The sequence below is a fragment of the Roseateles toxinivorans genome (genome assembly GCF_004362525.1).
Taxonomy (GTDB): Bacteria; Pseudomonadota; Gammaproteobacteria; order Burkholderiales; family Burkholderiaceae_C; genus Paucibacter; species Paucibacter toxinivorans.
Genome location: NZ_SNXS01000009.1, coordinates 38,667 through 64,077, shown reverse-complemented (window position 1 = coordinate 64,077; position 25,411 = coordinate 38,667). Strand labels below are relative to the sequence as shown.

Sequence of the window (25,411 nt, the reverse complement as noted above, 5' to 3'; positions counted from 1 at the left end):
ACCTTTCCATTCCGTTCAACAGACCCGAGGAGTTCCTATGCGTATCCTAATGCCCGTCGATGTCAGTGAGTACAGCAAGGCGGCCGTCGCCTTCGTCGCGTCGCGCACCACCCTGCTCAAGAACCCGACCGAGGTTGCGCTGATCAACCTCCAATGCAAGGTGCCGGCGCGCGCGGCACGTGCGTTAGGAAAGGATGTGGTCCAGTCCTACCACGCGGCCGAAGCGGCGAAGGCGTTGAACGCTGCCGCAGCGGCGCTCAAGCGCGCAGGCGCGAATGCCACGACACGGTACGTCGTCGGTACCGTGGCGGACGACCTGGCGTCGATCGTCGCTAACGACAGGGCCGACCTGATCGTGATGGGCTCGCACGGAGACACGGGATTGAAGAAACTGCTGCTCGGCTCGGTGGCGAGCACAGTGGCCGTCGCTTGCACCAAGCCGTTACTCATCTTGCGCGGGGCCGCGATTCCGAAGCGGGATTCGCTGAAGATCGGCATTGCGCTAGACGGCAGCCCCTACGGTATCGCCGCCGCGCGCTTCGTGGCCGAACACCGCGACCTGTTCGGCGCATCGCCCTTGGTAACGCTGATCCACGTCGTTCCCGATCTGACGAAGATCACGGTGCCAGGCTGGATCGAACGCGAAGTGCCAACCGGCATCAAGCCGGAGCAGGTCGAGGCCATGCAGAAAGCCGCATTCGAGAACGTGTTCAAGCCGGCCCACGACCTGCTCGCCCGAGCCGGCATCACGGCCACCGAAATGCGCCTGGTCGGGCAGGCGCCTAGCGATGCGATCGCCGCACAGGCCACGAAGAGCAGGCTGGACCTGCTGGCGATGGGTTCGATCGGTTTCGGTGCCTCCCGGCACACCGTCATGGGCTCGGTCGCCACCCGTGTGGCTTCGCGTTGCCGCACAGCCCTGCTGCTCGTGCGGGAGAAGTAGCGGCTGCAGCCACCGCGTGGTGCGCAGCATCGCTTCGGCAAGCCTGCGCGGCCCTGTGGCCTGAAGCAGGCGGCCCGAGATCCGCCCTGTGCCGAACACGAACTGGCCTATGTCGCTGGCGAGCAGACTGGATCCAACAAGCGATCCTGAGGCGGTCATTGCTGATGGCATCCAAAATCTGGCTCAGCGGTCACCGATAGCCGGTGGTGCACTGCGTAGTCTGACCATCTGGATGGGCAGACTTTGCGACGTCCGGCGACGATACTGCCTACGGCGTGTCACGACACCGGTGCCCGCTCGTTGCCGAAGACGCCGACCATTTACTGCTCGGTCTCGGGTTCGTGCTTGACGATGATGACCGGCACTGCGGCTCTCTGCAGCACTCCCTGCGAAACCGACCCCAGTAGGACCCCGCGCAGGGCGCCCATGCCGCGAGCGCCCATCAGGATGGCGGTGCAACCGTAGCGCTGCGCGATTTCGACCAGCGTGGTAGCCGGATCACCGGAGCCTATTTCACGCTCGTAGGCCACGCCGGCCGCCGTGAACAGTTCCTCCGCTCCCGCAAGGGCGCGGGCGCCGACCGCGCCGCTGACGCGTTCCAGCACCTCGGCGTTGGGAGCGAGCACCATCTCGTATAGGTAGGTAGGATCCTGCACCGTTGCGAGCACGAACCCGGTGCGCAAGCCGTCTCGCGCCAACTGCAGTCCGTGCCTCGCCGCCTCCAGTGCGGCCGGCGAGCCGTCGATGGCAAGCAGGATCTTCATCGTCGATGTACTCCGAGCAAGTGCCTCGCGGGAGTCGCAATGGGCAACGCGCTCATCATGCCCCGCTCATCGTCGGTGTGGCGCGATATGCACCAAGACTTGACACCGGTCAACAGCCACCTGAGGCACCCCCGGGACGATGTAGTTGGAGATATTGAGCCCGAAAGTCCCGGTCGCATTTGTGGATGCTCTTGTGCGGCGCCGTACCCATCCCGGAGGGAGTCGTCGTGAGCCCTTGTGATTTGTTCGGAGCCCTTTCGATGACTGAAGTGAACGTTTCTGCGACACCTACCTGGCATGCACTGGACGCCGCGGCTGTGGTCGCACAAGTCGCGACCGACCCGCAGCGCGGCTTGTCGGAGGAAGATGCGCGCGGCCGCCTCGCACAACATGGCCCGAATCGCCTCGCCGAGGTACAGCCGCCGCATAAACTGCTGCGCTTCGCGCGCCAGTTCCACCACCTGCTGATCTACGTGCTGCTCGCTGCCGCAGGCATCACCGCGCTGCTGGCGCAGTGGGTCGACGCCGGCGTCATCGTCGCCGTGGTGCTGCTGAACGCCGTGATCGGATTCATCCAGGAGGGCAAGGCAGAGCGCTCGCTGCTGGCCATCCGGCACCTGCTCGCACCGCGTGCCCGGGTGCTGCGAGATGGCCGCCAACACGACGTGGATGCCGCCGATCTCGTGCCTGGCGACGTGGTGCTGCTGGCCTCCGGCGACCGCCTGCCGGCCGATGTGCGATTGCTTGACACACGCAACCTGCGCGTGGACGAGGCCGCGCTGACCGGCGAGTCGGTGCCGGTGGAAAAGAGCGTCGAGGCGGTGGCCGTCGAAGTCGCGATCGGCGACCGTCTGGGCATGGCCTACGCCGGCACTCTGGTAACGCAGGGTCAGGCCCGGGCCGTCGTCGTCTCCACCGGGGGGCGAACCGAGATCGGCCGCATTGGCCACCTCCTTGAAACGGTGGAGACCGGCCCGACCCCTTTGCTGCGCAAGATGGCCACGTTCGGCCGCGTACTGACCCTGGTCATCCTCGCAATGGCCGCCGCGCTGTTCGCATTCGGGACCTGGGTGCGCGGCTATGCAGCGGCCGACATGTTCATGGCGGCGGTGGGACTGGCTGTGGCAGCCATCCCCGAGGGCTTGCCGGCGATCATGACCATCACGCTGGCCATCGGCGTGCAGCGTATGGCGGCACGCCATGCAGTCGTCCGCCGTTTGCCGGCGGTGGAGACGCTGGGCTCGGTTACGGTAATCTGCTCGGACAAGACCGGCACGCTTACACGCAACGAGATGACCGTACAGGCGGTCGTCGTGGCCGGCAACACCTTCACGGTCGACGGTGCCGGCTACGCACCGCAGGGCGCCTGGCGCGGGGTGACCGCCGGCGAGCTGCTGTCCCCAGCCGCGCGCCAGCTCGCACAGGCCGGTGCCTTGTGTAACGACGCCGCCCTGCAGAAGCACGAGGGGCAATGGACGTTGGCGGGCGACCCGACCGAAGGGGCGCTGCTCACATTGGCGATGAAGGCCGGCGTCGACTCCGCGGCTTTGCGGGCGTCGCGACCGCGGCTGGATGTCGTGCCCTTCGAGTCTGAAACCCGCTACATGGCCACCTTGCACCGCGCAGCCGACGACGCTGCCCACGTGGCCTATGTCAAAGGTGCGCCCGAGCGTTTGTTGCAGATGTGCGCGGCGCAGCTCGACTTGCAAGGCGACCTGCAGGCGCTGGACACCGGCTACTGGCAGTCGCAGATTGACGCGCAGGCGCGCGCCGGGCGCCGCGTGCTGGCACTCGCCCAGGTGGACCTGCCGTTAGCACATGCCCAACTGGCTCCTTGTGACGTGCAGCACGGCCTGACACTGTTGGGCCTGGTGGGAATCATCGATCCGCCGCGCGACGAGGCAGTTCGGGCCGTGGCACAGTGCCGCGAGGCCGGCATAGGTGTCAAGATGATCACCGGGGACCATGCGGTGACGGCCGCGGCGATCGCAGGCCAGCTGGGCCTCGCCGATGGCGGCACGGCAGCCGTCACCGGAGCAGAGATCGAGGCCTGTGACGACGCCCGTCTGCGAGAGCTTGCGGTGCGCGCAACGGTCTTCGCACGCGCCAGCCCCGAACACAAGCTGCGCCTGGTGCGAGCGCTGCAGGCCGAGGGGCATGTCGTCGCGATGACCGGCGATGGAGTCAATGACGCACCCGCGCTCAAGCAGGCGGATGTGGGTGTGGCCATGGGTCGCAAGGGCACCGAGGCGGCGAAGCAGGCCGGCGCGATCGTGCTGGCCGACGACAACTTCGCCTCCATTGCCTGTGCAGTGGAAGAAGGACGCACCATCTACACCAACCTGCGCAAGGTGGTGGCCTTTATCCTGCCAGTCAACGGTGGAGAGTCGCTGTCGTTGCTGGTCGCCGTGCTCGCGGGCGTAGCACTGCCAATCCTGCCGGCGCAGATCCTGTGGGTGAACATGGTCAGTTCGATTGCGCTGGCCATGGTGCTAGCGTTCGAGCCCACAGAGGTCGACACCATGCGGCGCCCACCGCGCCGGCCCAACGAGCGGATCCTGTCGAGCTTCGTGGCCTGGCGTATCGGCCTCGTCTCGCTACTGTTCATGGCCGGCATCTTCGGCATGTTCGAGCTCGCTCTCGTGCGCGGTGCTTCGCTGGAGGAGGCGCGCACCGTGGCCGTCAACACGCTGGTAGCGATGGAAATCTTCTACCTGTTCAGCGTTCGCTACCTGAAAGCGCGTTCGTTCACTTGGCAAGGCGTCAAGGGCACCCCGCTCGTGCTGGTGTCAGTGGCTGCGATGGTGCTGCTGCAGGTCGCGTTCACCTATGCGCCGCCAATGCAGGCCTTGTTTCACACGCGGGCACACGATGTGAGCACCGTGATCGAGATCGTCGCCGTTGGGTTCTCGGTACTGGTCGTGCTGGAAGTCGAGAAGTGGCTGATGCGACGACTTCAGCCGTAAACAGGAGGCGGCCGACCAGGAATGACCTTGCCCCTGGTATCCGTATCCCTTAAGGTAGACCGCTCGCTGGCCATCGAACTGATGCGCCCCCCAGCGATGGTGCATGACAAGGCGCACTGGTGGACCTGTCGCAGCTGGGCGTGCCCCCTGCCCGGCTCAAGCTGCGCTTCAACATGGCCGAGTTCGGCGCCTCGATCAAGGACACCTTCGACCTGGTGTGCCCGTTCCTGGAGCAACACCCGATCTGTCCCATCGAGCCGGCCTGCAGCCTGCGCGTCAACGACATCTATGGCCGCTTGCGCCAGATGGACCCGCCGCCGACGATCGCCGCCCTGGCGGCCGATCAGACGAACTACGAGCCGCTCATCGCTGCGGCGATCGACACGCACGAGAAACTCCTCCTGGGCCACCGGCTGTCCACCCAGCGGCTGGCCGAGCATGTCACGGAGGAGCTCGATGCCTGCTTCGCTGCGCTGAAGCTCGCAGGGAAGGCCACGGCGGACCCGCCGGCAGGCCGGGCCGCCCCGCGCAAGGGCTCGGCATGATGGTGCCAGGCCGTGCACGCGAGCTGCTGCTGGTCGAAGCGCCCGGCGATGCGGCGAAGCTGTTCGACCGGGTGGAAGGCTTGATCTCGGCGCTGGACCTGACCAGCCAGGGCCTGGAGCGCGCCAGCGTGAAGTTCGAATCGCGGGCCGAGGACGTGGAGAAACACCTGAAGGTGATTGGCAACCAGGCCATGGTCAAGACCGTCGAACAGATCGTGACGCGCGCCGACGAAGTCGGACGCAAGCTCCACAGCTCGCTGACGGATGACATGCGCACCGTGGCCCATGACCTGTTTGAAAAAGCGCTGCAGACGGTGCTGCTCCAGATGGCGAAGTTCATTGAGGCGCGCACGGCACGCGGAAGGCGCCTTCGATCACATCGTCCTTGATGCTGCCTCGATGCGGGATGCGGGTGTCTTCGACGACATCGCCAGCCACCAGGCTATTGGTGCAGACCTCCACCAGCGCGATCTCGACCTGCTCACCATGGAATGGCAGGGTCTCAGCACCAAGGAAATCTCCCAGCGCACCGGCATGACCGCAGCCTCCGTGGATTCGAGGTTCCAGCGGATCAATTCGCGTCTGAAATGCCAGATTCGGAAAGCCTCGGCGAAACGGGCCGCAGCGCAGGGATTGCTCAAGCCCGGGTAGGACTTCTCGGACGCCATTCAGAACGGCAGTCAGGAGAATCGGCAGCGTGCCCCCCCAAGCGACAAGTATTTCGCACGATCACACGTGGAATGTTATTGAGCAAACTGGGGTTATCGAAGAGCCGATCTTTTCGGTTGCTCGACCTGCCTGGTGCTCAAGCCGCAGCAGAAGGCCTGCTGTGATCTCCATGCGCTCACTTTCGCAGGAAAAAAATCGCATCACAATTCGTGTTGACTGGCCCTAGGCGACTGGCGTGTTCACCGTCGAACGCCACAGGCGGTCGCGGAAGCCGAAACGGTCCTAGCGCTGGTTCGGACCTAAATTGACAGACCAGGCTGACCGGCGTTGGCCCCCTGTTTTGCGGAGTTCGTCGCAAACCCAGGATTCATGGCGGTTCTGACCGCTAACCTGCGCGCTTTCAATTCGATGACTTCAGGAACATCGCCATGCGTAAGTTCTTCATGGCCGGCGCCCTTGGGATGGGCTTGGCTGCCTGCGGTGGCGGCGGGGATGGCAGCGTATCGCCGCCGCCGCCGCCGCCGCCGCCGAAGCATGTCTTCGATCTCATTTTCGACAATGAGGCGACCGACGGCAGCAGGAGCTTGAAACGGGTAGCTCTTGATGGGTCAGGAGTCGTGCCCGTGCCGAATGCCATCAACGCCGTTCGGCCGCATGCGCGCGCCGACGGCCGTGCACTGGTATACACCTCGTTCAGCACTGACCCACTCAAGGTGCCGGCCCTGATGTTGCTCGCGGACTTCACGCGCCCGGCCTCGGTGCTATCCAACGTGATCGGCGTATACGAGCGCGAGGCGGTGTTTTCGCCGGACGGGCGCCGCATCGCATTCGTCTCCCAGCGCGACGAACCGGAAGGATCCGACGTCTTTGTCGCCACGATCAACGGCGATCAACTGGAGGACGTTCGCAACTTGACGCCTCGCGCATCTGGCAGTGCCGGTCTGGACGTCACCCCGGTATGGTCGCCGGACGGCACACAGATTGCCTTCGCGTCAAACCGCGATGGTAGCGACTTCAAACTTTGGGTCATGAATGCCGACGGCAGCCATGCGCGCCAACTGACATCGGCAGGGGCCTACGCCGATGTATTGCCGAGCTGGTCGCCAGACGGAAAACTGATCGCCTTCCAGCGGCGCAGCGGTGACCTCTACCGTATTGGTTTGCTGCCCGCAGCGGGGGGTGCTCCTGCCTTCTTCGAGTTCGACGGCAACGCCTATGCACCGGCGTGGTCGCCGGATGGGCAACGCATCGCCTTCGTCGGCCGAATCGGTAACGAGTACGACATCCACTCGCGCGACGCGAGCGGTTCCGGGCAGGCCACGCGCTACCTCAATCCTGGTGCGGACCGAAACCCGGCCTGGATCATGCGCGTCTCTCCTTGACCAGCAGCGGCCCCACAGCGTTGTATGCGTCCGCCAAGGTCACCTTGAAGCCCAGTAGCTAGCCATGGATGGCGCACAGTCGACGCAAGTTCCACGAGCTGTGGGTCAGCCGGATTGACGAACTGCTGCCGCATTGCTGGCCACCAACAGCCTGACACCGCCATCCATGGCCGCGCCCGTCAAGGCGTGTTCGGCACCCGCTTATTCCTCTGCGCGATTGCAATACGCCTACGCTCCAGTGCGACTTACCCTGGAAGAATTGCCTGAGCAGGGCGACGGCGATAGACTAGCCATATGTGTTCCACCCATCCACAAGCCGCGTTCAGCGGTGCATTCTGCGAGGCGGCTCTTTGTGCTGCTAGGTCGCTATGCACGCCGCATTCGCATGCGGGGATGGGGACTCGCACCTGTCAGCCGGCCGCACATCCCTAGGCCCGGCGATCACTTCCACCCCATTTGCGCAAACTTCAGATCGCCGGGCTCCAAGCCCGCGCTTCGGTGCGCGTCGCCTATCGGTAGACGCTCATCCTGCCACTGAAGGAATGCCTCGTGGAAGTCGTTGCTCTCGAGCGTACGCTCACTGAACTGGACCATGTCCGTCTCCTGAATCTGCTTCGCCGCGATGCACGCGGTGACGGGTCAGCCTCACAACGTTCCGCCATCGAAGACGTCCTGGACGTGTCCGCCCTCGTGCCATCGCGCGAGGTCGCACCTGATGTCGTGACAATGTATTCGCAAGTCCTGCTGCAGGACACGCAAGCCGGCCAGCGAAACACGCTCACGCTGTGCTATCCCGCCGATGCCGAGCCGGCGGTCGGATTCGTCTCCGTGCTGTCACCGGTTGGCTGCGCCCTGCTCGGCCTGCGGGTCGGTAGCGTGGCGCGTTGGTGCACCCCAGCCGGCGATGAGAAGGCGGCCGAGATCCTGGCCATCCTCTTCCAGCCCGAGTCGAGCGGCGACTACGCGATGTAGCCGCCGCGGGCAGCCACTGCTGCACTTCACACAGATGGCGACGACGGGCTTACCGAGACTTCGGCTTCGGTGCGATTCACTTCGCACCTGAGGCACACGCTCGTCTGGCGCCTTTCGAAACAGGAAAGTTCGTGAGGACAACACAGATGACTTCGTTCACATCCCTGCTGGTCGCAACCGACTTCTCGGTCGACGGAAACAACGCGGTGCGTCGTGCAGCGCTGTTGGCGCACGAGCACGGCGCTCGACTGCACATCCTGCACGCGGTCAAGGCTTCGGGCTGCACGCCGCTGCGCGATTGGTTCTACCCGACGATCGACATCGACCTGCGGACCGCGCAAGCTCGCACCGCGTTGCAACGTGTGGCCGTCGAGATCACCGGTGCCTACGACGTGACTCCGACGATCGAGGTCCTGGTCGGCGACCCGTTCGAGACGCTGCTGCGCGCATCGGATCGCGCGGACCTGGTGGTACTTGGGCGGCGCGGCCGCGGCCGCTTCGGTGGTCTGCTGGTCGGAAGAACCGCTGATCGCCTGCTGAGAACCTGCCGGCGCCCAGTGCTTGTCGTCCGCACGCCGGTCGAGCAACCTTACCGGCGCGTGCTAGTCCCGATCGATTTCTCGGCGTCGTCGGATGCCGCCATCCGGGTCGCGACGCTGATGCGACGCGAGGCCATCTTGCAGGTGTTTCACGCCATCAACTCCCAGCGCGAAGCCGTGCTGCGCGACGCCGACGTTCCCGAGCACATCATCAGGGAAACGCGCCTGAAGGAGGAAGCAGGAATCAACGCACGCATGCGTAGCAAGGTCGCGGGCCTCGGTCTGGACTGCACGTTCATGAGCTTTGCGCTGGCGCACGGGCCGGCTGTGAAATCAACTCTGCACCATGCCCAACAACTGTGCGCCGACCTCATCGTCGCCGGGAAGCAGGGTCGATCGACCGTTGGCGGTTTCCTTGTCGGCAGCGTCAGCAGCCGCGTCCTATCCGAGGCGGCCTGTGACATGCTGGTCGTGCCGCAGCCTCGGAACAGTTCTCACCCCCCAGCTGATGCGACGGTCGCGCCTCGACCACAAGCTGTGTCCCACGCGGACAACGCGGCCCTCGCACAGAGCGCGGCAGCGCATGCCGAGGCGTTGCCTCAGAGCCATTGGATCCACAACACAGCGCGTTTCGGGCCACGGAGAACATCATGAACCTGTGGGGAATGCCGTGGACCGGCTTGTTGTACACGCAGCCGCAGAGGAGCCACCAGATCGCATGGTTTGTCTATGGATGGATCGAACGTGAACACATCCTCAACATGACCGCCTGCGCGGACTGGTGGACGCAAGCGATCGGGATTTCGGCGGATCGCTCCAAGGCCTCTCGGCGGGGTCTCGGCATCAGTCTTCAGCAGGTCGAGCCACTGGCGTTGACCAATGAAGGTGATCGGGCCAAAACCTCTCGGTACCGATCTCCGCTTCAAACGAGAACGCTCTCATGAAGATCTCTTCAACCGCGCTCAGGGCCAAGCGCTCTTGTACCAGCGGCTACCGCTGGTTTACCCGGCGTTTCAAGAGCCCGGCCGAGTACCAGAGCGTGATCGATGCGCTCGTCGCCGACGGACGCGTCGATGACGCCTGCTGGCTGCTGGATCAGTTCGGACCGATCGATTCCGTTCTCGTGGTTGATGCCATCTCGGCGGAATCCTTCGTCTACGCGGGCTCGGTCCAGGTGCGTGGCGAGGTGGATGTTGACGCGACCCTTCGCACGGGCGGCTCGCTGCAGGCAGGCGGCAGCATTCGCGCCGGCAACGCGGTCTGGATCAGCGGTGATCTGCACGCCGGCGCGGGCCTGCGTACCCTCGGCTCGCTGCGCACCGGAGGCCATCTGGTCTCGTCCTGGAGTGCCGAGGTGCACGGCGCCTTGACGTGCGGCGGTGACCTGCGCGTCCGCGGGGCATTGGCCTGCGGTGTGGCGTTGCGTGGCGAGGGTTCTGCCGTGGTGGCCGAGGACCTCGAGGTCAATGGCATGATCGATTTCGCCAAGGGCCTGCGTGTCGGTGGCCATCTGGTGTGCACGGAGGGCCTGCGCGCCGGGCATGGGATCCAGGTCGGACAGTCGCTCCGCAGCGGCATGCACATCGATGCGGGCTGGGGCATCGTTGCCGGATCGGACATCACGGGCGAAGGAGCCATCCGGGCTGGCGAGTGCATCCTCAGTGGCGGCAGCGTTCGGGCCGGCGCCGGATTCAGCCTCTACGCTGGACTGAGTGCTCGGCGCGACGCATGGTCTTCGTGTGCTCGTGTGGTGTCACGGACACGCCCCGAAAATCTGCTCAGCGGCTTCTGGGACTGCGCTCCGTGCGAACCCCTGGCGTGATGGCCCCACCCGGACTGTCTTCGTTGCCACCGGCTTCTCGGTCCATGCCGACCATGCAGCCGCCCGGGCGCCTCCGTCGCGCCGGAGTGCAAACGGTGCGACGAACCTAGCCATGAGAGTGAAGATGAACCAGCCCTTCGTTTCGCTGTGCCCCGAGATCTCCCGGGCCGACGCGCTGACGCTGATGGACTGGCTGGAAGACGAGTGCGTCACCCGCCACCTCAGCGATTCGCGTCATGTCTCGCGGTCCATCCAGCAGGTCATCAACCGGGTCCAGTTGCCGATCCTGACCCATCTGTTCAACCAAGGCGGCCGGTTCTTCATGGCCTGCGACCGGGATGACGTGAAGGTGGGCTTCGTCCGTCTCGTCAAGGCCGGACCGAACTGCGAGATGGTTTTGGTCATCGGCAACCGCGACAACTGGGGCCGCCAGCTCGGCGCCAGCGCCATCCGAGAAGCCATGAAGCTTGCCTTCTTCGAAATGCAAGCCGACAAGCTCATCGCCAAGATCCACCCGGACAACGCGCGCTCGCTGAAGGTGTTCCAACGCTGCGGCTTCCTGCTTGAAAGCCAGACCATAGGACTGAAGTGCCTTGCGATGACCTCGGAGCGCTATCTCCGGCTTTTGCGCGAAGGCGCAGCAGGCTACGCCGACAACATCCACATCACTGAGATCGACCAAGCCAGGCTCAGGAATCTGCTCGCGTTCGGGCAAGCATCGGCCAGCTTCGAGTTGGCGCACGAGATCGAACGAGCCATCGTTGTCGATCCCCGCCAGATGCCGCGGGATGTCGTGACGATGAACTCCCGGGCTCTGCTGCAGTTGGACGAAGACGAAATGGAAGTGGCGCTGGTCTACCCGGACGACGCGGAAGACGGTGCCGGGAAGCTGTCGGTTTGCGCCGGCATCGGCACCGCGATCCTGGGCTGCCGGGAGGGCGATGCTTTCGACTGGCGGCTTCCAGACCGGACCTGGCGCATCCGAATCGGGAGCGTGCTCTACCAGCCTGAAGCCGCGGGCGATTTCCACCTGTAGATAGGCGCGACTTGATCTCGCGTGTATCGGCACGCGGTCAATCAGGCACCGCGCACGCACGCGCCGCTCGAGCTCGTGGCATAGCCACGAGCCTCCCGGGCAGCCCTGCGGCCGTCAATCGAGGCCCCAGAATCCTTCGGCAATACATCGCGCGGTATGCCGCTGCATCTGCGCAACACAAACTGCGTGAAGACCCACATTCACTTTGTTCCTCGACGATCGATCGGCTGATACGGCCGGCGTTAAGGTCTTCGCGGTGTGCTGTGCGGCACTGTCGTGCGCACCACGATCAGCGACAGCAAAGCGCCATGCCCGCTGGGCAGGGACATCAAAGCACGTCAATTTCATATGCATTGAACAAAATGCACTCGTTTCCCCTAGGTTTCAGCGCATATTTTCAATAGGAAAATAAATATCACTGAATGAGGCTTCTGATTTCAATCGAGCCGCTATCCCCAACACGCCTGAAGGCCCTGTTTAGATTCAAGGGAGTACTCCATGACCGTTACTTCACACATAAGACCTGCGCTCCGCCGCATGCTGGTCGGGGCAAGTGTTCTGACCGCCATTTGCACCACGGCCCATGGCGCCGGCTCGGTGGCGGTGTGGCCCAACAAGGTCATCAAGCTCATCATCCCCTTCCCGCCTGGGCAGACGAGCAGCGACGTGTTCGGCCGCGCGCTGGCTGAAAAGCTCGGGCCAGCGCTGGGCCAGACCGTGGTGGTGGAAAATCGGCCAGGCGCCGGCGGCACCGTGGGAGCCGACCAGGTGGCCAAGGCGCCCGCAGACGGCTACACACTGCTGCTGGCCGCCAACGGCACCATCACCATCGCACCCAGCGTGTATGGCGCCAAGATGCCCTTCGATCCGCAGAAGGATCTGCAACCTGTTTCGCTGTTCGCGCTGGTGCCCTACATGCTGGTTGCGCCGCCATCGGTCACGGCCACCACGGCCCAGGAATTCATCAGCCTGGCCAAGGCACAGCCGGGCATCTTGAACTTTGTGTCGTCGGGCAACGGCACCACGCCGCACCTGTGCGGCGAGTGGTTCAAGCGCCAAGCCGGCATCGACATCATGCACGTGCCTTACAAGGGCGGCTCCGTCGCCACGGCAGATTTGCTGGCCGGCCGCGTGCATCTGTACTGCGCAGGCGGCCCCAGCACCTTCGGCTATCTGAAGAGCGGCAAGCTACGGGCGCTGGGACTGACATCGGCCAAGCGCAGTCCGGTGCTGCCCAACATCCCGACGCTGGCCGAACAAGGGGTGCGCGGCATGGACGACATCAATTCCTGGGTGGGTGTTTTCGCACCGGCCAAGACACCAGCACCAGTCGTCCAGCGGCTGTATGCAGAGATCGCCAAGATCATGGCGACTCCTGAAATGCGCGAACTCGTGGCTGGCCAGGCCGCGGAACCGATGGCGCTGACGCCCGTGCAGTTCGCCGCCCGCATCAAGGAAGAAACCGCCCATTGGAGCCGTGTGGTCGAGACCATAGGTGTCAGTATCAATTGAGTCACGGGCAGGGTTCCTTCACCCGCCCATTCCACAGAAAGAAAGCACTGTCATGACCATCAAACGCCACCCCTCTAACGCCATCCTGAGCAGCGCCGTCGAACATGCCGGCTTGGTTTATTTGGCCGGCCAAGTGGCCGACGACCTGAGCCAGGACGTCAAAGGCCAGACGCGACAGATTCTGGCAACAATCGACCGCCTGCTGGCTGCGGCAGGCTCCGGCAAATCGGGCATCTTGTCGGTGAACATCTGGTTGGCCGACATCCGCACGCGCGACGAGATGAATGAGGCCTGGCTGGCCTGGGCCGACCCCGCCAACCTGCCGGCACGCGCCACCGTGGAAGCCAAGCTGGCGAATCCCCGCATGCTGGTGGAAATCATGCTGGTCGCGGCCAAACAATAAGCGGCCTCAAAAGTGCCCTCACGCAGGAGACCTGCATGACCCACACGTTCTCGCATCTGCGGGCATTCGGCACCGAACTCGCGCTGGGCCGCCTCAGCGCCGAACGCAGCGATGCAGCCGTGCTGCAGCAACTGCGCGCGGCCGTGCTGCACCATGGCTTCGTGGTGCTGCGCGACCAGCGCTTCACCGACGCGGCGCTGCTGGCGCTGGGCCGGCAGTTCGGCCGCATTGAAGAGCGTGTCATCAAGTACAGCACGATAGGGCCATCAAGCACACGAGACGCCACCCGCTGGCACCACCACAGCAACTGCGCCGGGGCCTTGGATGACTGGATCTTGTACTACACGCCCGCTGTGCCAGCCACGGGAGGCTCCATCGAATTCTTCGATGCGCAGGCCTGGTTCGACGGCCTATCCGATACAGACCGTTCCTGGGCCAGAAACCAGCAGATGCGCCATGACTTCACATCGGTTGCGCACGCAGGCATACCGCCCATTGCCGAACCGCCATGGCATCCCATGGTGGTGGAGCGGCGCTTGGAGGGGCAGGTGCACGAGGCGCTGTACATGGGCGCCCATGCGGTGGAAGCGGAAGACGGCAGCAACCCGGAGACGGCAACAAGCAACACTGCGCTGGGACGCATGCGCGAGCTTTCCACCGCCGACCCGACGTTGTACCACCTGCACTCCGCGCGTGCCCATGATCTGATCCTGTGGGACATGAAAACCGTGGCACACCGTGGCCATCCCTGGCACGCCGAGGAACTGCGCGTGATCCACGAAGTCATCATCCGCGAGGCCGACCTGTGAGCGCACTCCCCAACCGCAGCAACGAACTTTGCGCCTCCATTCCGTACAGCGCAGAAATACGCATGGATTGGCACGACGCGGCAGACCTGGCGCTAGCCTTGCGCCGCCTGATGGCCAGCCATGACCTCGTCGTGATTCGCGCCGCGGCGATTGACGACGCCCAACTGACCGACATCGGCCGGCAGCTGGGTTCAGGCTGCAGCGAGGTCAAACGTTTTGTCGTCGAAGGCCCCACCGGCTCCATTGGCCAGTCGCGTTGGCACCACGTGGGCAATCTGGTGGACGGCAAGCCCTGCGACCTCACCTTGATGTCCGTCAGGGAGTTCCCCAGCCAGGACGGTGAATTCGAGCTGGTGTCGAACCGGCGCAGCTGGCGTGCGCTGGAGCCGGCCGTTCAAGAACGGCTGCGCGGACTGAACGTCGAACACGACTTCACTTCCGTGCGGCACACCACGGCCCGGGCCGATGACCCCTCCCGCAAAGGCATGCTGCAGCTGGTGTGGGATGCCGCCGATCCCCACGTGGTGCTGGGCTTTCATGCGGCGCAGGTGATCGGCATGACCACCGCTTCCAGCAAGGCCTTGCTGGAAGCGCTGATGACCGCGGCCACGCTGCCGCAGCACGTTTACCGCCATGCCTGGCAAGCCGGCGACCTGATCGCCTGGCGCAACCTGCCCTTGATGCACCGCAGCCGCGGATTCAACGTGCCAGGCCGTCGCGTGATTCACGAAGTGCAGGTCCGAGACATCGCTCCCGGCGCCTGAGCGCCCCGCTGAACTTCCCTAGGTTTTTCCTCGCGCAGCCTGCGTGGGCTGCGCGCTTTCCGACCCATCCCCACTCACATCGACGGAGACATTTCAATGAAGAAGCAATGGTTCACCTGCGGCACCCTGTTGGTCATCAGTGCCGCAGCACCGGCCCAGTCATCGGTGACGGTATTCGGCGTCATGGACGTATCGGCCCGCTATGCCCGCAACGCCTCGGGTTCGCTGGCCACAGTGGCCAGCGGCGGCAATGCGACCTCTCGCTTTGGCGTGCGGGGCGAAGAAAACCTGGGCGGCGGCTTGATTGCCGGCTTCTGGCTGGAATCCACCGTGCTGGGCGACAACGGCGGTGCCGTGTTCTGGGAGCGTCGCGCGCTGGCCAGTCTGGCGGGCCCTTTCGGGGAGCTGCGCTTTGGGCGCGACTACACGCCCGCCTACCGCGCCTTCGGCGCCAGCGACCCCTTCGGCTACCTGGGCGTTGGCGCGCTGGCCAACGGCTTCAACGCCCGATCAACAACCGCAATCGCTCGCGCATTCGGCACCAATCCCACCACAGTAACACGCTCAAATAACAGTTTACAGTACCTCACACCGGGCGGATTGAACGGCTTCTATAGCCATGTGATGATCGCGCCGTCAGAAGGCAGCACCGGCGCCGACGGGGCCTACAAAAATCTGGGCGGCCGCGCCGGTTATGCCGCTGGTGCACTTGATTTTTCCGTGTACGCCGAAACTACCAAGATCGCTGCCACGGGCGCGAATTTCAAACAAGTAGGCGCAGCAGGTTTCTACAATTTTGGCGCACTGAAACTGTCTGCCAGCGTCACGCGATCCGAGTACCTGACGTCCCAGCACAAGAACTTCTTGATCGGCGCTATTTACTCATTGGGCAATTCGCAGTTCAAGGCTTCGTACAGCAAAGTGAAACAGCAAGGCAAGAACGCCGCAGGCGCAAGCATTGACGCCGATGGTGCCAATGCCTATGCGCTGGGCTATGTCTACAACCTGTCCAAACGCACCGCGCTGTACGGCACCGCGGCGCGCATGGTCAACAGCGGAAAAGCGAGCTATACGGTGCTGGGCGTGCCTGCGGGCCCCACAACCAGCCCGTCTTCTGCCTTTGAGCTGGGGATTCGGCACAACTTCTGAAACCAGCACCGCGCCTGGATGTTCACTTGCGAACATCCAGGCGCAGGCAGTTTTCGACTGCGTTTCTGTTGTGACTCCTACTTCGTCGTTTCAGGAGACAAAGACAAAATACTTGCGCACGGTTTCCACCACTTCCCAGGTGCCTTTGGTACCCGGCTCGAGGGTGAAGATGTCGCCCGGCACGCACGTGCACCGGCTCCTTGCCTTCCGGCGGAATGATGCTGTAGCCCTCCTGGACGTGGCAGTACTCCCAGCGGTCGTAGTCCATCTCCCATTTGCCGGGCTTGCAGATCCAGGTGCCCATGATCTTTCGGCCACCGGGAGACTGGCAGTTGACGATGTTCACTGTGCGCGGATCCGTGCCTTCGATTCGTTTCCAAACGGTGGCGTCGAGCTTGGAATCAGGGCGGGTTTCACGGATGTGGGTGATCGGAGGGGTCATGAAGCCCTCATGAAAGAGAGCAAGGGAATGGACGGGGAGACAGATCAGCCTGGCGTGCCGCGCTCAATGACCGTGCAGACCCTGACGCGCTTGCGGGCGACCAAGGGGATTTGCCAGTCATGCGAGTGGCCGGGCTTGTCCTGGTGTGCAGTGATCGCCTGCTGGTCTTGCCAGAGTTCGCTCAGCACCACCCAACCGTCCGGCGGCTGCGGAATGGACAACTCCATTCGCAAGCACCCATGGTCCTCGCGCAGGCAAGTCTCTGACTCCACGCGCAGGCACTGCAGCAGTTCGTCAAACTTGCCCGGCTGCGCTTCGTATTCGATATAGACGCCAATCGGCATGGGATCTCCTGTGAGCAATGTCAATGGTCAATGGGCAGCACCCGCTGCCCCGCGGCGATTTGCATGGCAGCGGCGATGCGCAGCAGTTCGGCGTCGCACCCCGTCGACGAAAAGACGGTGACGCCAAACGGCAGGCCGTCGCCGCCCAGCCCGGCCGGCAAGGCCACGGCAGGCGCGCCAGCCTTGCCGGTGAACTTGGCCGCGGCGCCCATCGGCGCCACCAGCACGTCAACGCGGTGATGCGCCCGCGTGAAGTCAATGCCTTCATCCCGACACAGCCGGAGGTCGCGCTCCCGGTCAGCCCGGTAAGCGGGGTCCACCGTGCCCCGCGTGGCCTGGGCATTCAGCAGCAAAGATTGCCCGAACGGCACGCACTCCGGATGTGCCTGGTTCCACACGATCAGATCAGCCAGCGAACCGATGCCCTGAGGACTGCCGTGCGTTCGAAGAAACTCGTTGAGGGATTGCTTGAACTCGGTGGCAAACACGGACGAGCGCAGGTCCAGAACAGCCGGTGCCGTAGGTAGGTCACAGGGATCGACGATCACGGCGCCGGCGGCTGACAAACGCGCCAGGAAGGTTTCGAAGGCCTGCATGCCGAGGCTGAAATCGGCGCGATCGGCCATGGCACGCCGAGGCACGCCAACACGCACGTTCTTAAGTTGGGCGGCCCCTTGCGGCACCGGGGGCACATGAGCAACCGGCAGGGTGGCCGCGTCGCCGGGGTCCACGCCGCCCAGGCACCGCAATGCCAGCGCGGCGTCCGGTACGTTGCGCGCGATGGGTCCCGGCGAGTCCTGGCTCGGGACCAAGGGCACGATGCCGGCTCGGCTGACCATGCCCACACTGGGCTTGAAGCCGACGACCGACGAATGGTGGGCTGGCGTCTGTATCGAATTCTGTGTTTCGGTGCCGATGGCCAGCGGCACGATGCCGGCCGACACCGCCGCTGCACAGCCCACGCTCGAGCCCTGCCCCCGGGCATAGGGGACCCTCGTGAACGGGTTGAGCACCATGCCCGCAGCACCGCTGAAACCCGCGGGCATCGTGTCCGACACATAGTCGGCAAATTCCGTCATGTGAGCTTTGCCGATGATGAGAGCACCGGCCTGGCGCAGCCGCGCGGCAATGCGGGCTTCGCGCTGGGGAATGAAGCCCGCCAACGCGGCGGCTCCGGCACTGGCGGGCAATCCGTCGGTGGTGAGGATGTTGTCTTTCAGCAGGACCGGCACGCCAAACAGGGGCCCCAGAGGCTGCCCATGACGCAGGCGCGCATCGGCCCGCTGTGCCTGTGCCAGGGTGTGTTCGCACACCGCACCCAGGGCATTCAGCCCGCTCGGGATCTGGCTCAGCGCTGCGATGCGTGCCAGCGTCCACTGCAGGGCCTCCACAACCGAAATGCGCCGCTGCACCAGCAGAGCCTGCCACTGAGCAATCGAACCCAGGCGCAGCGACTCTTCAATCAGCCGGTCCATATGATCGAACTCCGAGTCCTGCGGCCAGCGGCTAGATCGACAGCTCGCGCTGTCCTTCGGCGGACTTCCAGGGCGTCATGCGCGTTTCGGCCGCCTTCACCAGCAGGTTCATCACGATGGCCAGGCACATGATTGCGGCCAGCGCGGCAAAGACACCCGCCGTGTCCAGTTGCCCTTGTGCCAGCACCAGCAGCGAACCCAGCCCTTTGTTGGATGCCATCAGCTCGCCGACGATGGCGCCGATCAAGGCATATGGCACCGAGATACGCAGCCCCGCAAACACCCAGGTGACGGCCGACGGCAGCACCACCTTGGTCAACACGTCGCGTTCGTTCGCCCCCATCAGGCGCAGGATGGATTCCAGCTCGCGGCTGACGTTGCGCACGCCGGTGTAAGTGTTCAAAAACACCAGGAAGAATACGATGGCGGCCGTCAGCGCCACCTTCATCTCCAGCCCAATGCCCAGCCACAGGATGAACAGCGGCGCCAGCGCCACTTTGGGCAGGCTGTAGAAGGTCATGATGAAGGGGTCGAGCAATTGCGCCAGCCGTGGCGACCGGCCCATCGCAATGCCCACCGCCATGCCCAGCACGCCACCGATGACGAAACCAAGAAAGGCCTCCAGCGCTGTGATGCTCATGTGGAAAAAGAGGCTGCCATCGCGCAACCACATCCACAGCACGGCGGCAATTTGAGAAGGCTTGCTGGCATAAAAGGTGGCCACCAGCCGGCCTGAAGCCAGCTCCCAGGCCAGCAGGATGATAAGCAACAAGGCCAGGCGGGCCACGATGATTCCGGCCGCGCCAGAACCGGTGCTGCGGGACGATGCCGCGGAAGCCGGTTGCGGGTGAGCCATGCGTCGCGGGCTGCTGCTGCTGTTGTTCATCACCGAACCTCCTCGACGGCCGGAGCCAAGAGTTCCCACAGCTCCGCGGTCTGTGCGTTGTATTCCACGCTGCGCCGCAGGCCCATCAGGTCGCGGTCACGCGGCAGCACGGACTCGACAACGCGCACGATGCGCCCTGGCCGGCCACTGAAAACGACGATGCGGTCTGCCAGGGCCACGGCTTCATCCAGGTCGTGCGTCACGAAGAGCACCGTCTTGTCCAGGCGGCGGGCAATCTGCAGAAGCTCGATCTGCATGCGCAGGCGCAGCTGCGCATCCAGCGCCGCAAAGGGCTCGTCCAGCAGCAAGGTTTCTGGGTCGTAAGCCAAGAGACGCGCCAGCGCGGCCCGCTTGCGCATGCCGCCGGACAACTGCACCGGATACGACGTTTCGAAGCCGGTGAGCCCGACCATCTCCATGAGCCTGGCCACGCGCTCGCGGATCTGTTCACGCGGCAAGCCGACGATTTCAAGCGGCACCGCGATGTTGCCCGCCACGTCGCGCCACGGAAGCAGGTGGTCGTTCTGCGTCATGTAGCCGGTGCGGCGGTTGAACTGAGGCACGGGCGCGCCGTCGTAACGCACCTGTCCGCTGCTGGGATGGAAGAGGCCGGCCGTCATGTTCAGCAGCGTGGACTTTCCGCAGCCCGAAGGCCCCACCAGCGTGACGAACTGGCCGCGCATCACCTGCAGATCCACCCCTTCGACGGCCTTGACGGGGCCGGCCGAGGTGGTGAAGGTCTTGACGACCTGGTCGAACTCGATCAATGGTTTCACGGCGAATGGTCCTGATGGTCAGGCCTACTTGCCGCCAGGCGCGGCCAGCTGCTGGGCAGCGCGCTGTGCGTAGGTATTGGTCCAGCTGGCGTCAACCGCTGACGCGGGAATGCGCTCGGTCTGGAATTCCTCGATCAGCGCCACCGCTTGCTTCATCTGCTTGGCCGTCACTTCCACGGTCTTGGGGAAGGCGGAAATATTGCTGTCCCACACGAAGTTCCAGAAGGCCGGCTCAAGCGTGGAAAAGTAGGCGGCATGCAACGCATCACGCGCCTTCTTCGTCTGAACGGGATCGTGCAGCGCGTTAAGCGCGCGCTGCTGCGACCGCAGGAAGCGCACCAGCACGTCTTCATGCGACTTGATCCACGATTCGCGCGCCACGTAGGCGGTGTACAGAAAGCCTTGCAAGGGCACCACGTCGCCCTTGCTCATGTTGAACATCATTACGCCGCCGAAGTCCTTGACGGCGCGCTCGCCAATCGGCGCGGAGTGAACAAAGGCGGTGATGCGCCCTTGCTCAAAAGCAGCGATCGTGGCAGCAGCGGTGCCCATGGCGGTGATCGTCAGATCGCGGTCGGCATCCAGCTTGGCTTCCTTGGCCAGGAAGCGCACCAACTGTTCATGGCCGCTGCCCCGCGACAGCACGCCGATAGTGATACCTTTCATGGCCCGCAGCTTGTCTTGATAGCTGCTGGCCGTGGTGATGCCGTTCTTTTTGGCCCAGGCGCCGCTCACCACGATGTTGGTGGCGTATTCGGTCATGCTGGCGCCCACCAGCGTGACTTCGCTGCCCTTCGAACGTGCCTTGATGGCAAAGCCGGCGTCCGAGCCATACAAGTCAACGCTGCCGCCGGCCAGTGCCGCCTGTGCCTTGGCGCCGCCGCCGGTGTTGATGATTTCCACGTCCAGCCCTTCCTGCTCGTAAAAGCCGAGTTGGGCCGCCGTAAGCACCGGCACGTAAGACCATCCATACGTTGTGATGGCAAACGTGACCTTGTCCTTGGCTTGGGCCGTGGACACGCTCGCCGCAACGAGGGCAAGCAGGACAAACAGCTTGCGAAGCGGGGTCGGAAATCTCATTGAAGTTCTCCTTGGGGGACGGACGGGGCCACAGCCAGGCGGCGGCAGGGTTTGGCGCGTCAGGTACTGGCCTGCAGCGCGATCTCGATCAACATCGTGTCAGGGCCCACCAGTGGCGAGCCGACGGTGGCGCGGGCCGGTGCGCAGCCGGCGGGAATCCAAGCCTCCCAAACTTTGTTCATGGCATCGAAATGCTCGCCATGGCGCAGCCAGATGTTGGCGTAGAGAATGCGTGACTTGCTACTGCCAGCCAGCTCCAGCAGCCGGTCGATGCTGGCTAGCACCTGCTGGGTCTGGCCCGTGATGTCCTGCCCCAGATCGTCAGCCGTTTGGCCGCTGACAAAGGCCACGCCTTGGTGCACCAGCACTTGGCTCAGGCGTTTGCCGCTTTCATGTCGTTGAATCGTCATCACTGTCTCCAGAAAAATCGGACCTGGGTGAAAGCCTCAAGCTCACGATATTGAAATTTGTGAAGTTCTCCTGCTAAAAATTATTCTCACATTGAAAATGTTGGCGTCACCATAGGGGAAACGCTAGCCGCAATTCATTTACAATGAAATCTTGCTTCACTCAAGAACTCCAATACAGGTGGAAGGCTGCATCGTGCTAACGCCCATGACGACATCACAAGAAGAGGAAGGCGGCTTTGGCGCGCTGGACGATTTAGGCGCACGACTGCGCGAACTCCGTAACGAGAAGAAGATGACGCTTGCGGAGCTGTCCTTGAAAAGTCAGGTGTCGATTGGCATGCTCAGTCACATCGAGCGCGGTCAGACTTCACCATCATTGAAAACACTCGAACGCCTGCGCTTGGCGCTGGAGGTGCCGCTTGCGCGCTTCTTCGAGCGTGAAGAGCCCAAGCCCGCCAATAACGGCACGGTGGTGCGCGCGACCGCACGCTCGCAACTGCCCTTCAAGAAACTGGGACTGGTCAAGGAACTGTTGTCGCCGCCCGGCCATTCAGACCTTGAAATGCTGATGCTCGTGATCGAACCGGGCGGCAGCTCAGGCCCCGAGCCCTGGACCCGCCGTGGCGAAAAGGCGGGGCTGGTGCTGGAGGGCACCTTCGAGTTGCATGTGGCTGAAAGCAGCCACGTGCTGGAGCAGGGAGACAGCTTCCAGTTCGATGGCCGCCAGCCGCATTTCTTCCGCAACCTGGCAGACAGCCGCACACGCGTGCTGTGGATCATCAAGTCGGAAGAACCGGGCTGACGGCGCTTGCTGACGGATTGAATTCGCCATTTACCTCTCGATTCGCTACAGCGAGCGGCTGGCCGAGGCAGGACTCGAGCCTTCAGTGGGCTCCAAGCGTGACAGATACAACAATACGCGGGCCGAGACAGTCAACGAGCGCTACAAGGCCGGGGTCATTCACCGGCGCGGGCCGTGGAAGACAAACCAAGCAGGCAGTGGAACTAGCGGTGTTGGAATGGGTGGCCGGATTCAATCATCACCGAATGATGGGACCTTGACACCAACCGACCAGGCGGACGGACGAGCCGTCGTCCAAGTCGACGCACGACCGCTTCGGCCTGGTGCCGGCACACGGGCATCCGCAACGCTGGCTTGCTGGCGGCCTGGCTATGTTCGCTGCCGCACAGACTGCTAGACGCGGACTCGCCACTCTGCACGGGCTCACTGCCTCTCTTGCCTCTGAGGGAGCGTGTGGATGCAACTTGAGGTGGCACCAATGACCGCATTCCGAAGTCTCCAACTGTTCAGCTATGTCGTGCTCGGTTTGATGGGCGCCGGTATCGCGTACGCAGGCGCGGTAAGCATCATCTACTGGACAGGCATCAGCGTCTGACGCGGTGCCAGACACATGAACAAGCGCCAGGCACGCTACTTCGCGATCGGCTCCACCCTCGTGGCCACGCTGGTTTTTCTGGGTCTCACCCTCGATAGCCATCGCCAGTTTCCGAAACTGACCAACGCGCAGAACATCACGCCAGCAGTCACCTTGGGCAAGAACGTCTGGCACAAGAACAACTGCATCAACTGCCACACCATCTTTGGTGAAGGTGCTTACTACGCACCTGACCTCACCAAGATCGCCCAGCAGCGCGGTGCGCCCTACTTACGTGCGTTCCTGAAAGACCCGTCGAAGTTCTACGACGAACAGCGCCACCGAAGGCTGATGCCCAAGCAGAATCTTAGCGATGCCGATATCGACGGACTGATCGCCTTTCTGGACTGGGTCAGCCGGGTGGACAACCAGGGCTGGCCGCCACGGCCGATCACCGTCACCGGCGCTGGTCCAGGAGCTGGGGGCATGGCACTCCCTCAAGCTGTTGTGGCGGGCTCCACGACTCCAGCTGGAGCTTCAATTTCGGCCGACGCCGACAAGAATCCGGTGGCCTTGGGTGAGCGCGTGTTCAGAAGCGCTGCGCCTGCATGCACAGCCTGCCACTCCATCGTGGCAGGAGCCGACATGGCGGGCCCTTCGCTCGCCGGCATCGCCACACGAACGCAGCAGACCTTGGCGTCTCCCGCATACAAGGGCAAGGCCACCGACCTGGAGGCCTACATTCGCGAGTCCATCACCCACCCCAGCGCGCACCTGGTCGCGGGCGCAATGTACTCGGCCGACGGGGTCTCGTTCATGCCGAACACCTACGAAAAGGATCTGACCTCCGAGCAGATAGGCCACCTCGCTGCCTACCTGGCGACCTTCAAGTAGCGGACATTGCGCCGCCATTCCCATACAGGCAGCGGTGCACCGCAGCCACCTCTGCAGGAGCTTCCCAATGCGCTACAGGTCTCAATCGGTTGCCTACTGGTACTTCGCGGTGGCCATGGTGCTGTTCGGGCTGCAGCTGGTATTCGGCCTGTTGTCGGCCGCCAAGTACGTCGGGCCTGATCCGCTGCTGAACATCCTGCCCTTCGATGTGACCAAGGTCATACACACCAATCTGCTGATCGTTTGGGTGCTGACCGGCTTCATGGGTGCCACCTACTGGATGGTGCCGGACGAGTCGCGCACCGAGCTCTACAGCACGAAGCTCGCCTATGTGCAGCTGGTCCTGTGGACCTTGATGGGCGTGACCGCGGTGGTCGGTTATCTGTTCCGATACGGCACCGGCAACAAGCTGCTGGAACAGCCGCTGCCCCACAAGATCGTGATCGTGATCTGCATGCTGATCTTTCTCTACAACATCGGCATGACGATCTGGCGATCCAAACGCTTCACCACCACAGAGGGCGTTCTTGTGCTCGGCCTGGCGCTCGGCGCGCTGCTGTATTTGCCCGCGCTGCTGGAGTACGAGAACTACACCGTGTCCATCTACTACCGCTGGTGGACGATCCACCTCTGGGTAGAGGGGGTCTGGGTGATGATCCAGGGCGGCTTCCTGGCCTATCTGCTGATCCGCTTGTCCGGCGCCGATCGTGAGGTCATGGAGAAGTGGCTGTACGTGATCGTGGGCCTGGTCTTCATCGCCGGCATTCTGGGCACAGCGCACCACTACTACTGGGTGGGCGTTCCGTCGTACTGGCTCCCCATCGGGGGCATCTTTAGCGCACTTGAGCCTGCGGCGCTTGTGGGCATGGCCATGTTCGCGTACTCGGCCATGCGCCGGGCGGGCTTGTCGCACCCCAACACGCTGGCACTGCACTGGACCATCGGAAGCGCGCTGTTCACCCTGTTCGGGGCAGGTCTGCTGGGCTTGGCACATACGTTTCCAGACGTCAACAAGTGGACCCACGGCACGCTGATCACCGCCATGCACGGACACGCAGCCTTCTACGGCGCATACGCCATGATCGTGCTGGCCATGATCACCTATGCCCTGCCGGCGATGACGCCGGGGCGCAGCGAGCAGGGCAGCAGTCTCGGCTACTGGGCCTTCTGGATGCAGCTGGGTGGCATGTTTGGCATGACGCTGTCGTTTGCCACCGCCGGCATCGCACAGGTGTACCTGGAGCGCATCATGGGCATGGGCTACCTCGACGCACAACTGAAGATCCAGGTGCACTTCGTCATGTTGATTGCCACCGGATCGATGTTCGCGATCGGAGTGGGCTTGTTCATCTATGACTTCTTCCGCCATGCGCCCCGCTTTGACCTCGACGAAGAGGCCCGTGCTGCGGCCCCGCCCAAGGCGACGACATCCTTGTCCACACCGTGAGTGCCC

General features: G+C 63.7%; 26 protein-coding genes and 2 pseudogenes. 20 read left to right on the top strand and 8 right to left on the bottom strand.

Annotated elements, in window-relative coordinates; genetic code table 11:
• Positions 1 to 49 precede the first annotated feature (49 nt).
• Positions 50 to 943, top strand: a complete 894-nt coding sequence (locus DES47_RS23795) for a universal stress protein (protein ID WP_166652137.1) — start codon at positions 50 to 52, stop codon at positions 941 to 943.
• Positions 944 to 1,263: 320 nt separating this feature from the next.
• On the opposite strand, the gene DES47_RS23790 is transcribed toward DES47_RS23795, so the two are convergent.
• Positions 1,264 to 1,707: a universal stress protein gene (locus DES47_RS23790; protein WP_133703265.1), complete on the bottom strand. Its 444-nt coding sequence runs from the start codon at positions 1,705 to 1,707 to the stop codon at positions 1,264 to 1,266.
• Positions 1,708 to 1,967: 260 nt separating this feature from the next.
• Between DES47_RS23790 and DES47_RS23785 the strand changes: the two genes are divergently transcribed.
• The 15 genes from DES47_RS23785 to DES47_RS23715 all read left to right on the top strand — a co-directional run bounded on the left by DES47_RS23785 (position 1,968) and on the right by DES47_RS23715 (position 16,275).
• Positions 1,968 to 4,673, top strand: coding sequence for a cation-transporting P-type ATPase (locus tag DES47_RS23785; protein ID WP_133703264.1), 2,706 nt, complete (start codon positions 1,968 to 1,970; stop codon positions 4,671 to 4,673).
• Between the two features lie 119 nt (positions 4,674 to 4,792).
• Complete coding sequence (locus tag DES47_RS23780; RefSeq protein WP_133703263.1) at positions 4,793 to 5,218, top strand: hypothetical protein; 426 nt, start codon at positions 4,793 to 4,795, stop codon at positions 5,216 to 5,218.
• Positions 5,215 to 5,607 carry a hypothetical protein gene (locus DES47_RS23775; RefSeq protein WP_133703262.1) on the top strand — a complete coding sequence of 131 codons (393 nt, stop codon included), beginning with the start codon at positions 5,215 to 5,217 and terminating at the stop codon, positions 5,605 to 5,607. Before DES47_RS23780 ends, DES47_RS23775 begins: the two co-directional genes overlap by 4 nt.
• The gene (locus DES47_RS23770; RefSeq protein WP_133703261.1) at positions 5,558 to 5,869 is read left to right on the top strand and encodes a sigma factor-like helix-turn-helix DNA-binding protein; all 312 of its coding nucleotides are present in this window, start codon (positions 5,558 to 5,560) and stop codon (positions 5,867 to 5,869) included. The genes DES47_RS23775 and DES47_RS23770 overlap by 50 nt, the downstream gene beginning before the upstream one ends.
• Positions 5,870 to 6,315: 446 nt before the next feature.
• Complete coding sequence (locus DES47_RS23765; protein ID WP_133703260.1) at positions 6,316 to 7,269, top strand: TolB family protein; 954 nt, start codon at positions 6,316 to 6,318, stop codon at positions 7,267 to 7,269.
• 549 nt (positions 7,270 to 7,818) lie between these two features.
• Entirely contained in the window at positions 7,819 to 8,241 is a 423-nt protein-coding gene (locus DES47_RS23760; RefSeq protein WP_133703259.1) for a GreA/GreB family elongation factor, read from the top strand.
• 146 nt (positions 8,242 to 8,387) lie between these two features.
• Complete coding sequence (locus DES47_RS23755; RefSeq protein ID WP_133703258.1) at positions 8,388 to 9,434, top strand: universal stress protein; 1,047 nt, start codon at positions 8,388 to 8,390, stop codon at positions 9,432 to 9,434.
• Complete coding sequence (locus DES47_RS23750; RefSeq protein ID WP_133703257.1) at positions 9,431 to 9,724, top strand: hypothetical protein; 294 nt, start codon at positions 9,431 to 9,433, stop codon at positions 9,722 to 9,724. Before DES47_RS23755 ends, DES47_RS23750 begins: the two co-directional genes overlap by 4 nt.
• Positions 9,721 to 10,602, top strand: a complete 882-nt coding sequence (locus DES47_RS23745) for a hypothetical protein (protein ID WP_133703256.1) — start codon at positions 9,721 to 9,723, stop codon at positions 10,600 to 10,602. Before DES47_RS23750 ends, DES47_RS23745 begins: the two co-directional genes overlap by 4 nt.
• 124 nt (positions 10,603 to 10,726) lie before the next feature.
• Entirely contained in the window at positions 10,727 to 11,638 is a 912-nt protein-coding gene (locus tag DES47_RS23740) for a bifunctional GNAT family N-acetyltransferase/nucleoside diphosphate kinase regulator (RefSeq protein ID WP_133703255.1), read from the top strand.
• Positions 11,639 to 12,136: 498 nt separating this feature from the next.
• Positions 12,137 to 13,150, top strand: coding sequence for a Bug family tripartite tricarboxylate transporter substrate binding protein (locus DES47_RS23735; protein WP_133703254.1), 1,014 nt, complete (start codon positions 12,137 to 12,139; stop codon positions 13,148 to 13,150).
• A gap of 52 nt (positions 13,151 to 13,202) precedes the next feature.
• A complete protein-coding gene (locus tag DES47_RS23730; protein WP_133703253.1) occupies positions 13,203 to 13,553 on the top strand; it encodes a RidA family protein in 351 nt (116 codons plus the stop codon).
• 35 nt (positions 13,554 to 13,588) lie between these two features.
• Complete coding sequence (locus DES47_RS23725; protein WP_133703252.1) at positions 13,589 to 14,362, top strand: TauD/TfdA dioxygenase family protein; 774 nt, start codon at positions 13,589 to 13,591, stop codon at positions 14,360 to 14,362.
• A gap of 62 nt (positions 14,363 to 14,424) precedes the next feature.
• Entirely contained in the window at positions 14,425 to 15,126 is a 702-nt protein-coding gene (locus DES47_RS23720) for a TauD/TfdA dioxygenase family protein (protein ID WP_133703251.1), read from the top strand.
• 96 nt (positions 15,127 to 15,222) lie between these two features.
• The gene (locus DES47_RS23715) at positions 15,223 to 16,275 is read left to right on the top strand and encodes a porin (RefSeq protein ID WP_133703250.1); all 1,053 of its coding nucleotides are present in this window, start codon (positions 15,223 to 15,225) and stop codon (positions 16,273 to 16,275) included.
• A 90-nt stretch (positions 16,276 to 16,365) separates the two neighbouring features.
• Here DES47_RS23715 and DES47_RS23710 read toward each other — a convergent pair.
• The 7 genes and pseudogenes from DES47_RS23710 to DES47_RS23680 all read right to left on the bottom strand — a co-directional run bounded on the left by DES47_RS23710 (position 16,366) and on the right by DES47_RS23680 (position 21,688).
• Positions 16,366 to 16,717: pseudogene (locus DES47_RS23710) on the bottom strand (cupin domain-containing protein).
• Positions 16,718 to 16,761: 44 nt separating this feature from the next.
• Positions 16,762 to 17,061: an antibiotic biosynthesis monooxygenase family protein gene (locus tag DES47_RS23705; RefSeq protein ID WP_133703249.1), complete on the bottom strand. Its 300-nt coding sequence runs from the start codon at positions 17,059 to 17,061 to the stop codon at positions 16,762 to 16,764.
• A gap of 20 nt (positions 17,062 to 17,081) precedes the next feature.
• A complete protein-coding gene (locus DES47_RS23700) occupies positions 17,082 to 18,536 on the bottom strand; it encodes an amidase family protein (RefSeq protein ID WP_133703248.1) in 1,455 nt (484 codons plus the stop codon).
• Between the two features lie 31 nt (positions 18,537 to 18,567).
• Entirely contained in the window at positions 18,568 to 19,422 is an 855-nt protein-coding gene (locus DES47_RS23695) for an ABC transporter permease (RefSeq protein WP_208115100.1), read from the bottom strand.
• Positions 19,422 to 20,198, bottom strand: a complete 777-nt coding sequence (locus DES47_RS23690; protein ID WP_133703247.1) for an ABC transporter ATP-binding protein — start codon at positions 20,196 to 20,198, stop codon at positions 19,422 to 19,424. Before DES47_RS23690 ends, DES47_RS23695 begins: the two co-directional genes overlap by 1 nt.
• A gap of 24 nt (positions 20,199 to 20,222) precedes the next feature.
• A complete protein-coding gene (locus tag DES47_RS23685; protein ID WP_133703246.1) occupies positions 20,223 to 21,278 on the bottom strand; it encodes an ABC transporter substrate-binding protein in 1,056 nt (351 codons plus the stop codon).
• Positions 21,279 to 21,337: 59 nt separating this feature from the next.
• Entirely contained in the window at positions 21,338 to 21,688 is a 351-nt protein-coding gene (locus tag DES47_RS23680; RefSeq protein ID WP_133703245.1) for a RidA family protein, read from the bottom strand.
• A gap of 205 nt (positions 21,689 to 21,893) precedes the next feature.
• Between DES47_RS23680 and DES47_RS23675 the strand changes: the two genes are divergently transcribed.
• The 4 genes and pseudogenes from DES47_RS23675 to DES47_RS23660 all read left to right on the top strand — a co-directional run bounded on the left by DES47_RS23675 (position 21,894) and on the right by DES47_RS23660 (position 25,405).
• Complete coding sequence (locus DES47_RS23675; protein WP_133703244.1) at positions 21,894 to 22,490, top strand: helix-turn-helix domain-containing protein; 597 nt, start codon at positions 21,894 to 21,896, stop codon at positions 22,488 to 22,490.
• Between the two features lie 31 nt (positions 22,491 to 22,521).
• Positions 22,522 to 22,750: pseudogene (locus DES47_RS23670) on the top strand (IS3 family transposase); the annotation flags it as partial.
• Positions 22,751 to 23,100: 350 nt separating this feature from the next.
• Entirely contained in the window at positions 23,101 to 23,958 is an 858-nt protein-coding gene (locus DES47_RS23665; protein WP_133703243.1) for a c-type cytochrome, read from the top strand.
• 67 nt (positions 23,959 to 24,025) lie between these two features.
• Positions 24,026 to 25,405, top strand: a complete 1,380-nt coding sequence (locus tag DES47_RS23660) for a cbb3-type cytochrome c oxidase subunit I (RefSeq protein WP_133703242.1) — start codon at positions 24,026 to 24,028, stop codon at positions 25,403 to 25,405.
• The last annotated feature ends 6 nt before the right edge of the window (positions 25,406 to 25,411 follow it).

Coding starts and splice junctions, on each gene's coding strand:
- DES47_RS23795 (WP_166652137.1), top strand. CDS start 50: ATGCCCGTCGATGTCAGTGAGTACAGCAAGGCGGCCGTCGCCTTCGTC.
- DES47_RS23790 (WP_133703265.1), bottom strand. CDS start 1,707: ATGAAGATCCTGCTTGCCATCGACGGCTCGCCGGCCGCACTGGAGGCG.
- DES47_RS23785 (WP_133703264.1), top strand. CDS start 1,968: ATGACTGAAGTGAACGTTTCTGCGACACCTACCTGGCATGCACTGGAC.
- DES47_RS23775 (WP_133703262.1), top strand. CDS start 5,215: ATGATGGTGCCAGGCCGTGCACGCGAGCTGCTGCTGGTCGAAGCGCCC.
- DES47_RS23765 (WP_133703260.1), top strand. CDS start 6,316: ATGCGTAAGTTCTTCATGGCCGGCGCCCTTGGGATGGGCTTGGCTGCC.
- DES47_RS23755 (WP_133703258.1), top strand. CDS start 8,388: ATGACTTCGTTCACATCCCTGCTGGTCGCAACCGACTTCTCGGTCGAC.
- DES47_RS23750 (WP_133703257.1), top strand. CDS start 9,431: ATGAACCTGTGGGGAATGCCGTGGACCGGCTTGTTGTACACGCAGCCG.
- DES47_RS23745 (WP_133703256.1), top strand. CDS start 9,721: ATGAAGATCTCTTCAACCGCGCTCAGGGCCAAGCGCTCTTGTACCAGC.
- DES47_RS23740 (WP_133703255.1), top strand. CDS start 10,727: ATGAACCAGCCCTTCGTTTCGCTGTGCCCCGAGATCTCCCGGGCCGAC.
- DES47_RS23735 (WP_133703254.1), top strand. CDS start 12,137: ATGACCGTTACTTCACACATAAGACCTGCGCTCCGCCGCATGCTGGTC.
- DES47_RS23730 (WP_133703253.1), top strand. CDS start 13,203: ATGACCATCAAACGCCACCCCTCTAACGCCATCCTGAGCAGCGCCGTC.
- DES47_RS23725 (WP_133703252.1), top strand. CDS start 13,589: ATGACCCACACGTTCTCGCATCTGCGGGCATTCGGCACCGAACTCGCG.
- DES47_RS23720 (WP_133703251.1), top strand. CDS start 14,425: ATGGATTGGCACGACGCGGCAGACCTGGCGCTAGCCTTGCGCCGCCTG.
- DES47_RS23715 (WP_133703250.1), top strand. CDS start 15,223: ATGAAGAAGCAATGGTTCACCTGCGGCACCCTGTTGGTCATCAGTGCC.
- DES47_RS23705 (WP_133703249.1), bottom strand. CDS start 17,061: ATGCCGATTGGCGTCTATATCGAATACGAAGCGCAGCCGGGCAAGTTT.
- DES47_RS23700 (WP_133703248.1), bottom strand. CDS start 18,536: ATGGACCGGCTGATTGAAGAGTCGCTGCGCCTGGGTTCGATTGCTCAG.
- DES47_RS23695 (WP_208115100.1), bottom strand. CDS start 19,422: ATGAACAACAGCAGCAGCAGCCCGCGACGCATGGCTCACCCGCAACCG.
- DES47_RS23685 (WP_133703246.1), bottom strand. CDS start 21,278: ATGAGATTTCCGACCCCGCTTCGCAAGCTGTTTGTCCTGCTTGCCCTC.
- DES47_RS23680 (WP_133703245.1), bottom strand. CDS start 21,688: ATGACGATTCAACGACATGAAAGCGGCAAACGCCTGAGCCAAGTGCTG.
- DES47_RS23675 (WP_133703244.1), top strand. CDS start 21,894: ATGACGACATCACAAGAAGAGGAAGGCGGCTTTGGCGCGCTGGACGAT.
- DES47_RS23665 (WP_133703243.1), top strand. CDS start 23,101: ATGAACAAGCGCCAGGCACGCTACTTCGCGATCGGCTCCACCCTCGTG.
- DES47_RS23660 (WP_133703242.1), top strand. CDS start 24,026: ATGCGCTACAGGTCTCAATCGGTTGCCTACTGGTACTTCGCGGTGGCC.